This window comes from Aeromonas sp. R6-2 (assembly GCF_040908155.1).
GTDB classification, from domain to species: domain Bacteria; phylum Pseudomonadota; class Gammaproteobacteria; order Enterobacterales; family Aeromonadaceae; genus Aeromonas; species Aeromonas schubertii.
On record NZ_JBFODE010000032.1, the window covers coordinates 168,863 to 181,572 of the forward strand.

The 12,710-nt window shown below is 63.2% G+C and carries 11 protein-coding genes and 3 tRNA genes; 2 read left to right on the forward strand and 12 right to left on the reverse strand.

Features of this window, described 5'->3' with window-relative positions; translation table 11 throughout:
* Positions 1–21: 21 nt before the first annotated feature.
* Both pstA and AB5Y48_RS07680 read right to left on the reverse strand, forming a co-directional pair.
* Positions 22–1,671 (reverse strand): phosphate ABC transporter permease PstA, encoded by a 1,650-nt coding sequence (pstA, locus tag AB5Y48_RS07675; RefSeq protein ID WP_368164112.1) that lies wholly within the window; start codon positions 1,669–1,671, stop codon positions 22–24.
* A gap of 17 nt (positions 1,672–1,688) precedes the next feature.
* A complete protein-coding gene (locus AB5Y48_RS07680) occupies positions 1,689–3,926 on the reverse strand; it encodes an ABC transporter permease subunit (RefSeq protein ID WP_368164113.1) in 2,238 nt (745 codons plus the stop codon).
* Positions 3,927–4,145: 219 nt separating this feature from the next.
* Here AB5Y48_RS07680 and AB5Y48_RS07685 point away from each other — a divergent pair, with 219 nt between their 5' ends.
* Positions 4,146–4,349, forward strand: coding sequence for a hypothetical protein (locus AB5Y48_RS07685; RefSeq protein ID WP_050665501.1), 204 nt, complete (start codon positions 4,146–4,148; stop codon positions 4,347–4,349).
* A 185-nt stretch (positions 4,350–4,534) separates the two neighbouring features.
* On the opposite strand, the gene AB5Y48_RS07690 is transcribed toward AB5Y48_RS07685, so the two are convergent.
* The 6 genes from AB5Y48_RS07690 to AB5Y48_RS07715 are packed head-to-tail and all read right to left on the reverse strand — an operon-like array spanning position 4,535 to position 9,781.
* Positions 4,535–5,179 carry an HAD family hydrolase gene (locus AB5Y48_RS07690; RefSeq protein ID WP_368164150.1) on the reverse strand — a complete coding sequence of 215 codons (645 nt, stop codon included), beginning with the start codon at positions 5,177–5,179 and terminating at the stop codon, positions 4,535–4,537.
* The gene (locus tag AB5Y48_RS07695) at positions 5,179–6,189 is read right to left on the reverse strand and encodes an ABC transporter ATP-binding protein (RefSeq protein WP_060586569.1); all 1,011 of its coding nucleotides are present in this window, start codon (positions 6,187–6,189) and stop codon (positions 5,179–5,181) included. The genes AB5Y48_RS07690 and AB5Y48_RS07695 overlap by 1 nt, the downstream gene beginning before the upstream one ends.
* 6 nt (positions 6,190–6,195) lie before the next feature.
* The gene (locus AB5Y48_RS07700; RefSeq protein WP_368164114.1) at positions 6,196–7,005 is read right to left on the reverse strand and encodes an ABC transporter permease; all 810 of its coding nucleotides are present in this window, start codon (positions 7,003–7,005) and stop codon (positions 6,196–6,198) included.
* Positions 6,998–7,912, reverse strand: a complete 915-nt coding sequence (locus tag AB5Y48_RS07705; RefSeq protein WP_368164115.1) for an ABC transporter permease — start codon at positions 7,910–7,912, stop codon at positions 6,998–7,000. The genes AB5Y48_RS07700 and AB5Y48_RS07705 overlap by 8 nt, the downstream gene beginning before the upstream one ends.
* Positions 7,909–8,724 carry an alkaline phosphatase family protein gene (locus tag AB5Y48_RS07710; protein ID WP_368164116.1) on the reverse strand — a complete coding sequence of 272 codons (816 nt, stop codon included), beginning with the start codon at positions 8,722–8,724 and terminating at the stop codon, positions 7,909–7,911. The genes AB5Y48_RS07705 and AB5Y48_RS07710 overlap by 4 nt, the downstream gene beginning before the upstream one ends.
* Before the next feature lie 10 nt (positions 8,725–8,734).
* Positions 8,735–9,781: an ABC transporter substrate-binding protein gene (locus tag AB5Y48_RS07715; protein ID WP_368164117.1), complete on the reverse strand. Its 1,047-nt coding sequence runs from the start codon at positions 9,779–9,781 to the stop codon at positions 8,735–8,737.
* A gap of 187 nt (positions 9,782–9,968) precedes the next feature.
* Between AB5Y48_RS07715 and AB5Y48_RS07720 the strand changes: the two genes are divergently transcribed.
* Positions 9,969–10,775, forward strand: a complete 807-nt coding sequence (locus tag AB5Y48_RS07720) for a UTRA domain-containing protein (protein WP_368164118.1) — start codon at positions 9,969–9,971, stop codon at positions 10,773–10,775.
* A gap of 369 nt (positions 10,776–11,144) precedes the next feature.
* Here AB5Y48_RS07720 and AB5Y48_RS07725 read toward each other — a convergent pair.
* The 4 genes from AB5Y48_RS07725 to AB5Y48_RS07740 all read right to left on the reverse strand — a co-directional run bounded on the left by AB5Y48_RS07725 (position 11,145) and on the right by AB5Y48_RS07740 (position 12,582).
* Positions 11,145–11,232, reverse strand: a tRNA-Ser gene (locus AB5Y48_RS07725).
* A gap of 248 nt (positions 11,233–11,480) precedes the next feature.
* A tRNA-Ser gene (locus tag AB5Y48_RS07730) sits at positions 11,481–11,568 on the reverse strand.
* A gap of 248 nt (positions 11,569–11,816) precedes the next feature.
* A tRNA-Ser gene (locus tag AB5Y48_RS07735) sits at positions 11,817–11,904 on the reverse strand.
* 225 nt (positions 11,905–12,129) lie between these two features.
* Entirely contained in the window at positions 12,130–12,582 is a 453-nt protein-coding gene (locus tag AB5Y48_RS07740) for a YbjN domain-containing protein (protein WP_050665619.1), read from the reverse strand.
* Positions 12,583–12,710 lie beyond the last annotated feature (128 nt).

A 12,710-nucleotide genomic window follows, 5' to 3' on the forward strand; every position in this document is an offset into this window, starting at 1 on the left:
CCTCGAGTCGGTGGGGCCGGATCAGTGATCCAGCGCCTTGAATTTTTCACGCAAGTGGTTACGAATGCCGATGGCGGTGAGGTTCAGCCCCACGATGACGGTCACCAGCAAGAAGGAGGTGGCATAGACCAGGGGGCGCGCTGCCTCTACGTTGGGGCTCTGGAAGCCCACGTCATAGATGTGGAAGCCCAGGTGCATAAACTTGCGCTCTACGTGCAAGTAAGGGAAGTTGCCATCCACCGGCAGGGTCGGCGCCAGCTTGACCACACCGACCAGCATCAGGGGGGCGACCTCTCCCGCCGCACGGGCGATGGCCAGGATGAGACCGGTCATGATGGCCGGGCTCGCCATGGGCAGCACGATGCGCCACAGGGTCTCGGCCTGGGTAGCGCCCAGCGCCAGGGAGCCGTGACGAATGGCACTCGGGATCCGCGCCAGCCCCTCCTCGGTGGAGACGATCACCACCGGCAGGGTCAGGATGGCCAGCGTCAGGGCCGACCAGATGACGCCGGGAGAGCCGAAGGTGGGGCTCGGCAGGGCCTCGGGATAGAAGAGCCGGTCGATGCTCCCCCCCAGGGTGTAGACGAAGAAGCCCAGGCCAAACACCCCGTAGACGATGGAGGGCACACCGGCCAGGTTGATCACCGCGATTCGGATGAACTTGGTCATCACGTTCTTGCCCGCATACTCGTGCAGGTAGACGGCCGCCACCACGCCCAGGGGCGTCACTATGATCGCCATCAGGATCACCATGAAGACGGTGCCGAAGATGGCCGGGAAGACCCCCCCCTCGGTGTTGGCCTCACGGGGATCGCCACTCACGAACTTGCCTATCTGGTGGAACCAGTAGCCCACCTTGGTGAAGAGCCCCATCTCGTTGGGCCAGGTGACGTCGAGCACCTTGGAAAGCGGTGTGGTCACCACCTCCCCGCGCATGTCACGGACACTGACGCTGTCACGGCCGGCATCGGCACGCAGGGCGAAGAGCTCCTTCTCCAGCACCAGGTAGTCGGCCTGCAACTGGGTACGCTCGGCCTCAAAACCGGCCTTGAGTTCAGGGGTCAGGTTCCCCTCCAGCTCGGCCTTGCGCTCCTTGAGGCGTATCTTCTCGAGCTGATAGTTGATGGCACCTATCTTCCCCTTCTGCAGGGAGTCCGCCTTTGCATTGAGGCCCACCGCACGGGCGATAGCCTGCTCCAGCGCCTCGCGATCGCTGCCGTCCACCTCCTGGCCGTCGACCTTGAGGGAGACCACGGTGCCATAGAAGTTACCGTTGGTGGTGCGCTCGAGCATGGCCAGATCCGCCGGCTGGGTACGGCTCAGGATGTCGGTCTCGAGGATCCAGCGAAAATCGAGATCCACAAACTCCCGGTTGCCGGTCTTGACCAGATAGCGGGTCAGCGACTCTCGCTCTTCTCCTGCCAGGGGCAGGCCGGCGGCACGCAACCGCTCGACCGGTACCATCTCTTCGTCGTAGAGCTCGCCGATGATGCTCTGCTGAGCGCCGCTCTGATCCTGTACCTTCCACTCATAGATGGGGTGCGGCCAGAAGTAGACCAGACCGCGCCAACCGATGAGGAGCAGGAGGCCCAGCACCGCAACCAGGCTCATGCTGACGGTACCGGCTGTCATCCAGATCCAGGGAGTACCCGATTTAAACCACTTTCCCATTGCTTGATTCCTTGCCCTTACAGGGAGCTGTACTTGTCACGCAGTCGCTGGCGAATGAACTCGGCGAGCGTGTTGAAGACGAAGGTGAAGACGAACAAGACGAAAGCCGCGAGGAAGAGCACCCGGTAGTGGGAGCTGCCCACCTCGGACTCGGGCATTTCCACCGCGATGTTGGCCGCCAGGGTACGCAGCCCCTGGAACATGGAAAAGTCCATGATGGGGGTATTCCCCGTAGCCATCAGCACTATCATGGTCTCGCCCACGGCACGCCCCAGGCCCATCATGACGGCAGAGAAGATGCCGGGGCTGGCGGTGAGGATCACCACCCGGCTCAGGGTCTGCCAGGGGGTGGCACCGAGGGCCAGTGAGCCTTGGGTCAGGTGCTTGGGCACCGAGAAGACCGCATCTTCTGCGATGGAGAAGATGGTCGGAATGACCGCAAAGCCCATGGCGATACCGACGACCAGTGCATTACGCTGATCGAACTTCATGCCCATGTCATTGGTCAGCCAGATCCGGGTATCACCGTGGAAGAAGAGGTTCTCGATGACCGGGCTCAGGGCGAAGGCCCCCCAGCCGAGCAGCAGCAGAACCGGGATCAGCAAGATAGCCTGCCACCCTTCCGGCACCCACTGGCGCCACCGCTCCGGCAGATAGTGCCAGGCCAGTGCCGAGGCGAGCATGCCCGCCGGCAACAGGATCAGCAGCATGACGATGCCAGGGAGGTGATCCTCCACCAGGGGAGCGAGCCAGAGACCGGCCAGGAAGCCCAGGATAACCGTGGGCAGGGCCGCCATGATCTCGACCGTGGGCTTGACCACCTTGCGCAGACCCGCCGACATGAAGTAGGCGGTATAGATGGCGCCGGCCACACCCAGGGGCACCGCAAAGAGCATGGCATAGAGGGAGGCCTTGAGGGTCCCGAAGGCGAGCGGCACCAGACTCAGCTTGGGCTCGAAGTCGTTGCTGGCGGAGGTGGACTGCCAGACAAACTGGGGCTCGGGATAGCCCTCATACCACACCTCATGCCAGAGAGCAGACCAGGTCACCTCGGGGTGCTCGTTCTCCACGTTGAAGACGCGGATCTCGTCCCCCTTTTCCACCAGCAGCAGGTTGTTGCGCGGCGAGAGCGCCACACCGTTGAGATCCGCGGTCTCCATCTTCTCACTGAGCAGACGGGTCTCTCCCGTGGTGTGGAAGATATCGACCGTGCCCTTGTCGGTGGTGGCGACGAATCCCTTTCGGTGGGTCTCCATGGCCATGTCGTTGACCGGCCCGGTCGCATCGAAATCACGAATATGGGCAAACTCGCGCTGACCGTCACGGGCTACCTCGAACCACTGGGAGATGACACCGTTGTCGTTGGCGACCAGCAGGGAAGAGGCGCCGGAGAGGAGGGAGACGCGGGTCACATTGCCCCCCTTGGCATTGATCTCCAGCACGCTGCGCAGGGTGATGTCATCCGGGTTGCGGATGTCATAGACGGAGAGACGATTGCCATCGCGCAGGAAGAGATAACGCTGATTGGGCGTCATCAGCATCTGATCCACGTGACGCGGCAGGGTCGGAATGGCGTAGTTGCTGCTGCTCCACTCGGTCTCGCCGGTGAGGAAGTTTTGCTCCCCGGCGAGCACTGTCATGACGCCGCGCCCATCCTCGGTCAGGGCCGCCGCCACCAGCTTGCTGCTGTTGGCCTCGAAGGCGATGCGGGTGAGCGCCTTGCCCTCGGGATCGACCACCATGGGCTCTTCACCAAAGGGATATTTAAGCTCGGGCGCGATGACGCGGGTATCGTTGGGGTAGCTGACGGCGAAGGCGGGGCGCAGCGCGAGCACACGACCATCTTGCAGACCGTAGACGATCGCCTCTTCATCCCCGTGAGAGCGGGTGACGCTGGTGACGGGCAAGGGGAGCTGGGACTGGGAGATAAGCTGCCCCCCCTTGAAACCATTTTTGCCCTGCAGGGCAAAGAAGCTCACCTGCCCCTCGTCGCCGAAGCGAAAACCGATCTCGTTTTGCTCTTCACTGCCGAGCCAGACCGTCTTGCCCTTGGCCGGTAACGTGATGGTGCCGGCGGCCTCCATCGACGCGCTGTGGAAGATAGGCTTCACCACATAGAGGAGGTAAAAGAAGATGAGCAGCAGCGCCACCAGAACCAGGGATCCCCCTATGGTGACGCTGTACTTGGCCAGTTTGTCCTTGACCCGGCGTTTTCTGCTGCCCGCCATGGCCAGGGCGATTGTTTCCGATGACATGCAAGACCTCGAGAAGGGTTAGCTTGCGCCCGATTATATGGCCGTTAGATGACACTAATGTTACACGGTGGACATCCCCTCCCCTTGGGAACCCCACAAGATCAGAGCTCAGACCAGAATAAAAGTGCAGTAAAAATGATTAGCATCAATATCCGGTCACACCAGGTTCATAAAGTGATCCTACTATTCTCTGGTAACCTCGATGCAAGGAGTGCAGCGATGAAGTGGACCCTGACCGAAATCGGTAACGCCAGCCAGTTTCACGAATATCTCACTATTTTGGGTATAGATGCCTCATTTGAGCCATTCGAACAGGGGTGGGAATACCATCGTCGCGATGAACTGGTGGCAAGAGTGTTGATCGATCCGGAAGGGAATCACCGCTACTACCTGAGTGCAAGGCACCTCTGCCAGCACCATTAAGCCCGCGGGGCACCACCGGCCATGACTGCATTTTTATGCATAAAGAGTGGCAAGACCTGTGCACCCGATACCATTGACCCCTGACGGGCGTGGAACAACGGGTAATGAAGTACATGACCGGTGCGATAGCGCCCCCCTTGCCGGGGGGCTCACATCAAAAGAAGGGCCCTTGTGGGCCCTTTGCTTTACTGCCACTCCAGCACCGGCCAATGCCTCGCCCTCGCCAGCTCGCGCAGGGCCTTGGCCGGGTTGGTGGCATGGGGAAAGGTGGCCCACTCCAGCATGGGAAGATCGTTCATCGAATCGCTGTAGGCAAAGCTGCCGGTGCTGGCCGCCTCCCCGAAGCGCTCGCGAAGGCGCGCCACCTTGCCCTCACGAAAACTCAGGACGCCGCGGGTCTGGCCGGTGAGGCGCCCATCGCACTCGTCCAAGTTGATGGCGATACAGTGCTCCATCCCCAGATGGCGCGCCATGGGGGCGACCAGGTGCTCCCCCGAGGCGGAGATGAGCACCAGGGTATCACCCCGCCCCCGGTGCCAGTCGATGCGCTCGAGCCCCTGCGGGTAGAGACGCGGCAGCAGCCACTGCTCGCAAAAGCGCTGGCAGTGGCCGTCGACCCAGTCGCGGGACTTGCCGGCCAGCGGTGTCAGGGTGAAGGCCATGTAGTCGTGCATGTCCAGCTTGCCCTGGTGGTAGAGGTTCATCATGGCCTGCTCGCGGGCAATCATGTCGGCCGGGGCCAGCGCCTGCTCCACCAGGTATTCGAGCCAGAGGCTGGCGCTGTCGCCGCGCAGCAGGGTTTCATCGAGATCAAACAGGGCCAGGGCCATCATGCCACCTCACACAGTTGGTCGAGGGGAACCACCAGCTGCAGCGGGCGCCCCACGGGGTGTAACTCCTTGGCGCTGCGATTGAGAACATCGACGGTGAAGTCGGTGTCGCCGCAGCGCACCCGGTAGCGTACCACGTTGCCAAGCAGCTGCGCCTCCTCCACCACGCTGGGCAGCACCCGCCACCCCTCCCCTTCGGTGGCGCACTGGGCCAGGCTCAGGGTCTCGGGACGCAGGGCCACGGCTCGGGCAAAGGGCCGCCCCAGCAGGCGGCTGGCCACCTCGGGCTCGAGCAGGTTGTAGCTGCCCATAAAACCCGCCACGAAGCGGCTCGCCGGCCGGGTGTAGATCTCCTCCGGGGTGCCGGCCTGGATGATGCTTCCCTTCTCCATCAGGAAGACCCGATCCGAGAGGGTCATCGCCTCCTCCTGATCGTGGGTGACAAACAGGGTGGTGAGCTCGAGTTGACGCACTATGTCGCGAATTTGGCTGCGCAATACCCGGCGGATGCGCGCATCCAGTGCCGAGAGGGGCTCGTCGAGCAGCAGGATGCGCGGGCGCACCACCAGGGCGCGAGCCAGGGCCACCCGTTGGCGCTGGCCCCCGGAGAGGGCCGCCGGGTAGCGCTCGGCCAACTGGGTGAGCTCCACCAGCGCGAGAGCCTCGCGCACGGCCTTGTCGAGATCGCGCCCGGGCTGCGGCTTCATGCGCAGGCCAAAGGCGACGTTGTCATAGACCGTCATGGTGGGGAACAGGGCATAGCTCTGAAACACCATGCCGATGCCGCGCTTTTGCGGCGCCAAGTGGGTGATCTCCTCCCCCGCCACCTGGATCCGCCCGCCGTCGACCTCGGTCAAGCCGGCGATGGCCCGCAGCAGGGTCGACTTGCCGCAGCCCGAGGGGCCGAGCAGGGTGATGAGCTCCCCCTTGCGGATGCCGAACTCGATGCCGGCAAACACCGGGGTGTCGCCGTAGGATTTGTGCAGTTGACTCACTTCGAGATGAAACATGGGATGTCACCGACTGAAACGGTTGGCCGCCCAGGTGAGCACCAGGGTCAGCAGGAAGTAGCTCATCACCAGGGCACTGGTGAAGTGACCCGAGGTGGAGCGCATGTTGTAGAGGTAGACCTGCAGCGTCTCATAACGGGTGCCCACCAGCATGTTGGCGAACACGAACTCCCCGAGCAGGAACGAGAGCGACAGGAACAGGGCCGAGAGCAGCCCCTTGCGAAGGCACGGCAGCACCACTTGCACGAAGGCGACCGGAGTCGAGGCGCCAAGCAGGTGCGCCGCGTCCATCAGGTCTTTGAGCGGAATAGCCTGCAGGTTGTTGGCCAGGGCCCGGTACATGAAGGGGAGCATGATGGTGAACCAGGTACCGATGAGGATCCAGGGGGTGCCGACCAGGGTGTCGGCATAGATCTGCAAGAGCCCCACCGACGAGACCACGGGTGGCACGGCGAAGGGCACCAGGATCAGCAGGTTCATCCAGGGGTCGAGGCGCGGCGCATGGTAGAAGATGACCAGCACCAGGGGCACCAGCACCAGGGTACCGAGCGCCAGGGTCCCGAAGCAGACCAGCAGGCTGCGGCCAAAGGCGGCGAGAAAGCGCGGATCGCTCCACAGCTTGCCATACCAGGCCAGGGTCAGATCGTCCGGCAGCAGGGTCGCCCCCCAGCGGGTCGACAGGGAGTAGACCAGGGTAGCGAGCAGGGGCAACACCAGCACGGCGGTCAGGGCCCACAGGCTGGCGCGGGCCCAGCGCGGTGCCGGGGTAGTCAGCGCGTGGGGACGCGCGCCATGAGAGAGGGACGCATTAGCCATGGGCGGCCTCCTTGAAGCGTTGGGCACGGCGAATGAGCCACTGATTGAGCGCCGTGACCAGGGTCAGCGCGGCCATCAGCCACACCGCCAGCGCCGCGGCGAGATTGGGCTCGAGGAAGATATCCCCCGACACCAGGCTCGCGATGCGGATGGTCACCAGGTTGAAGTTACCCGTGGTGAGCGCATAGGCCGAGGCATAGGCCCCCACCGCGTTGGCGAGCAGGATGATAAAGGTGGCCAGCAGCGCCGGGGTCAGCACCGGCAGGGCCACGTGCCACACATAGCGGGCGCGGGATGCCCCGAGCAGGGCCGCCGCATCGCGCCAGTCGTCTTGCAGGGCGTCGAACGCCGGATAGAGCAGCAGCAGTGCCAGGGGGATCTGAAAATAGGTGTAGATGAGGATGAGGCCGCTACCCGAGTAGAGGTTAAACCCCTCGATCACTCCCCACTGGCGCAGCAGCAGGGTCAGGGCGCCGTTGACCCCGAGCACGATGATGAAGGCAAACGCCAGGGGCACGCCGCTGAAGTTACCGGTCATGGTGACAAAGGCGAGCATCACCCGGCGCACCCGTTCGCTGCTGTGGCGCAGGGCCGCCGCCCCCAGGGTGGCGATGGCAAGCCCGAGCAGGCTCGACCAGAGGCCAATCTTGAGCGAGTTGCCAAACGACTGGCGATAGAAGGGGGAATCCCAGATGGCGCGATAGTGAGCGAGCCCCACCCCGTCCGGGGTCTGCAGGCTACCCACCAGCACCCAGACCAGCGGCGCCACCTGAAACAGCAAGAACAGCGCGGCAAAGGGCAGCAGCCAGATATACGGGAGCCAGCGGCGCGCCGGGCGCCCCACCGGCACCGTGACGGGCGGCGCGATCGTCGCCGCGTCCACCGCGATATCGTGATGTGAGGTCATACTCCCTCCCGTGCCAGCAGCCAGGGGAGCGACACCTTGTCGTGCTCAAGCCCCATGAGATCGGCCAGCAGCCCGCACAGGGCGGTCTGGGGGATGGCCTGCGCCGTGGCGCCGTGATCGAACGCCTCACCCAGCAGCCAGAGGGGCACCTGCCGCTCGTCGTCCAGGGTGCCGCCGTGGCTGCCATCCTCGTTCATGCCGTGATCGGCGGTGACCACCACCTGATAGCCGGCGGCCAGCCAGTGGGGCAACACGGCCGCCAGCAGCACATCCATGCGCCGGGCACTGTTGCGATACTCGGGGCTACCCAGCCCGAAGCGGTGGCCTGCGTCGTCCACCCCCATGGGGTGCACCAGCAGGAAGTCAGGATCGTGGCGTGCGCGCAGGGCCTCGGCATCCGCCAGCAGGTGGCTGTCGGGGTAACCGTCGTCCCAGTAAAAGAGGCCGTGTTGAATGGGCAGGCCCTCGTCGTCGGTGACGCGATGATGCACCTGCCAGGGGCTCACATTGTAGAGCTCGCTCACCCAGTGGTAGGCGGCGGCCGCGGTGCGGCGACCCTGGCGGGTGGCCAGATGAAAGAGGGAGATCTGGGTCGAGAGACGGCTCACCCCGTTATGGGTGATGCCACTTTGTACCGGATTGGCCCCGGTCAGCAGACATTCGTAGAGGGGGCGCGAGAGGGAGGGCAGCTCGCACGCGAGGCGATGGTGACTCCCCTGCCCCGCCGCCACCAGGGCGGCAAGGTAGCCCATGCCATGGGCTACCCTGGCCGACAGGCCGTCCACCAACACCAGGATGACCTTGTGTCGCATCATGGGCTCCTTACTGCATGTGGATCATGACGCTTTCCTGCCACTGGCGCGGCAGGGCCTTGGAGCTCTGCTCCCAGGCGGCCTGATCGGTCACCGGCTTGGCGCTGGCGTACTGCTCGGCCGGCAGCAGCTTGGCCTTGACCTCCTCCGGCAGCACCACGTTGCTGCGGATGGGGCGGGCGTAGCCACGGGCCAGGTTGATCTGGCCGGCATCCGAGAGGATGTATTCACGGGCCAGCTTGGCGGCGTTGGGGTTCTTGGCCCACTTGTTGATGATGGTGGTGTAGCCCGCCATCACAGAGCCGTCGCTCGGGATCACCACATCAAACTTCTTGGGATCGATCCGGTCGCGGTAGTTGAGCGCGTTGAAGTCCCACAGCACCCCCACTTCCACCTCGCCCTTCTCGATGTTGGCGATGGAAGGGTCGTTGAGCGACAGCCTGCCCTGCTGGGCCAGCTTGCCGAACAGGTCCAGCGCCGGCTTCAGATCCTTCTCGCTGCCACCGGTGGCAAAGGCCGCCGCCAGCACGCCGTTGTTGGCCTGGGAAGCGACCCCCACATCCCCCAGGGTCACCTTGTAGCTGCCATCGAGCAGGGAGGTCCAGGAGGTGGGGTTCTTCTTGACCAGATCCTTGTTGATGAGGAAGGCGATGGTGCCGGTGTAGGCCAGCATCCAGTGGCCGTCGGCATCCTTGGCCCAGTTCGGAATGTCGGACCAGGTGGAGGGCTTGTAGGGCTGGGTGACCCCCTGCTGCACCGCGACCGGTCCGAAGGCACCGCCCACGTCGCCGATGTCGGCGGTGGCGTTCTCTTTCTCGGCGGCGAACTTGGCGATCTCCTGGGCCGAGCTCATGTCGGTGTCCTGGTGCTTGATACCATAGGTGCTGCCGATCTGCTGCCAGGTATCCTTCCAGTTGGCCCAGCTGTCGGGCATGCCGATGCTGTAGAGCTGGCCCTCCTGACGGGCGGCCTGTTCAATCTTTGCAAGGGAGTCGGCAGCCAGGGCCGGTTGCAGGCTGGCCAGCACGGCCAGGGCAGTCACGAGCGGTTTGTTCATCATCCCATCCTTCTGGACTAGGTCAGTTAAGGTTCGAGAGGGATGCTAGAGGCCAAAAATGACAGCGGCGGGGCAGTTTGATGTCACTTTGGTGACAATCGGCGCTGGTTTAAGCGATCTCTTACCTTGTCACCGGGCTGTCACAGGGTCGCGCTATCACTGCTCTGGCCTAGTCCAAGGAGAGCCTATGTCCGCAGCGTTCGAGAGCAGTGCCCCTGCCCGCCACTATGCACGCAAAAGCGAGCAGATAGCCCACACCCTACGCACCCTGATCCAGGGGGGCACCCTGACCCCCGGCGAGCAGCTGCCGGCGGAGCGGATACTGGGCGAGCGCTTTGCCACCACCCGCATCACCGTCAAGGAGGCCCTGCAGCGCCTGGAGGCCGAGGGGCTCATCTACCGGGCCGAGCGGCGCGGCTGGTTTGTCTCCCCACAGCGCCTCACCTACGATCCCGCCCGTCATCTGCACTTTCACCACTGGATTGACAGCACGGCGCGGCGCGCCCACACCCGGCTGCTGGCGGTGGAGCCGCTGCTTGCCGGCGCCGGAGAGTGCCAGTGGCTGGGCGTCGCGCCGCTCACACCGCTTGTGGAGATCCGGCGCCTGCGCGCCATCGACGGGCGGCCGGTGCTGCACGTGACCCACCAGCTGGTGGCGGCGCGCTTTGTGGGGATAGAGCACGAAGATCTGGAAGGGTCGCTCACCGAGCTCTATGCCCGGCACTTTGGCATCCCCCAGGGCAGTGCGGCCCTCGAGATTGAGGCCACCGCCGCCCGCGGCGAGGTGGCCCGCAGCCTGAACCTCGCCGAAGGGAGCCAGGTGCTGCGCATTCGGCGCCGCAACCTGGACCCGGAAGGCCGGCTGGTCGACGGGGACATAGAGCACTGGCGCCCGGATGCGATCCGGATCTGTCTCGAGACGGGGATGCTTGCGGCAGGGCATCCGTTGGCGCCCCCTGACAACCTGACCGCCGCCATGAGCAACCGGGGATAGAATAAGCAATGCTCACCACGCCCCCGCCCTGGCGCTCGCCCTGCGGGCGGCCTCTGGCCGTCCAGGCGGGCTTTCCTGCCCACCTGTCGAACCAGGGCCCGAACCGAGCCGCCCAAGCTTCTCACCCTCCTTCCTTAAGCATCAGGCTTTGCGCTGCAACCAGGTGCAAAAACCGACCCTGGGGTCGGTTTTAACATTTGAGGGTGGGTCGGGATTGACTCACGCCATCCCTGGCGCTCGCCCTGCGGGCGGCCTCTGGCCGTCCAGGCGGGCTTTCCTGCCCGCCTGTCGAACCAGGGCCCGAACCGAGCCGCCCGTCAGCGGATAAAACAAAAGGGCCTGTCTTTCGACAGGCCCTTTTGTTTTATTTGGCGGTGAGGGAGGGATTCGAACCCTCGATACGTTGCCGTATACACACTTTCCAGGCGTGCTCCTTCAGCCACTCGGACACCTCACCAAATTGTTTTTGGTTTATTGTTGGTGGCTGCGCGGAGCACGCTCTGCGCGCTTCTTTATGTCGACCTTGTCGACGGGCAGCCACTCGGACACCTCACCAAATTGTTTCCGGTTTAATGTCAGTGGCTGTGCGGAGCACGCTTTGCGTGCTTCTTGATGTCGACCTTGTCGACGGGCAGCCACTCGAACGCTAAACCAAATTGTCGATTGTTTTTACGTGGTCAATCGCCACGGCACTCTGTCGTAATTTGGCGGTGAGGGAGGGATTCGAACCCTCGATACGTTGCCGTATACACACTTTCCAGGCGTGCTCCTTCAGCCACTCGGACACCTCACCAAATTGTTTTTGGTTTATTGTTGGTGGCTGCGCGGAGCACGCTCTGCGCGCTTCTTTATGTCGACCTTGTCGACGGGCAGCCACTCGGACACCTCACCAAATTGTTTCCGGTTTAATGTCAGTGGCTGTGCGGAGCACGCTTTGCGTGCTTCTTGATGTCGACCTTGTCGACGGGCAGCCACTCGAACGCTAAACCAAATTGTCGATTGTTTTTACGTGGTCAATCGCCACGGCACTCTGTCGTAATTTGGCGGTGAGGGAGGGATTCGAACCCTCGATACGTTGCCGTATACACACTTTCCAGGCGTGCTCCTTCAGCCACTCGGACACCTCACCAAATTTTGTCAGCTTAATGTTTGCTGGCTGTGCTGAGCACGCTATGCGTGCTTTTCATGTCGACTTCGTCGACGGGCAGCCACTCGGACATCTCACCAAATTGTCGGTTGTTGTTAACGTGGGCAATCTCCACGGCACCGCGCTGTGCGTCGGAACGGGGCGTACTTTAGAGTCATCGCCCCTCACCGTCAACCGATTTCTGAATGAATCGGTCTGTTTGCGCAATTAGTGTACCGGCGAGCTGCCGACCTGGATCTCGGGCAGGTTGAGGTAGGCCTCGCGCTCGCATTCGGCGATCACCTCGTGGGTGGCCGAGACGGTGCTGTTGACAAACAGCAGGAACTGCTCGACCGAAAGACCCGCCTTGGTGAAGACGGTATGACCCACCACCAGACGAGGCAGGCTGTCGTCGGTCACATCCACAAAGACCTTCAGGGAGGGGTACTGCATATTGAGGCGCCCCAGATCCGAGACCACCGCCAGCAGGGCCGACGGACGCAGCTCCAGCTCGGTGGAGAAGAGCAGCCCCTCCTCCTCGACGAAGATGCGGCTCTCCTGAACCCCGTCCACCGACTGCAGGGAGACGATATGAATGCCATGGCACTGATCGCAGATGTAGTGCTCGATGCGGGCGGCCTGCAGCCAGCGCATCACCATTTCGTAACTGGGCGTATTCATGCTGTACAAGAGAACTCTTCAAGATGGAAGCGCGCAGTCTAAACCAAATCGCCAGCGACCAAAAGCGCCGCGCTTCCCTCCCCCCTACCCTTTTGCTAACTCCCTGCCCCACAACTATTTTCATCATT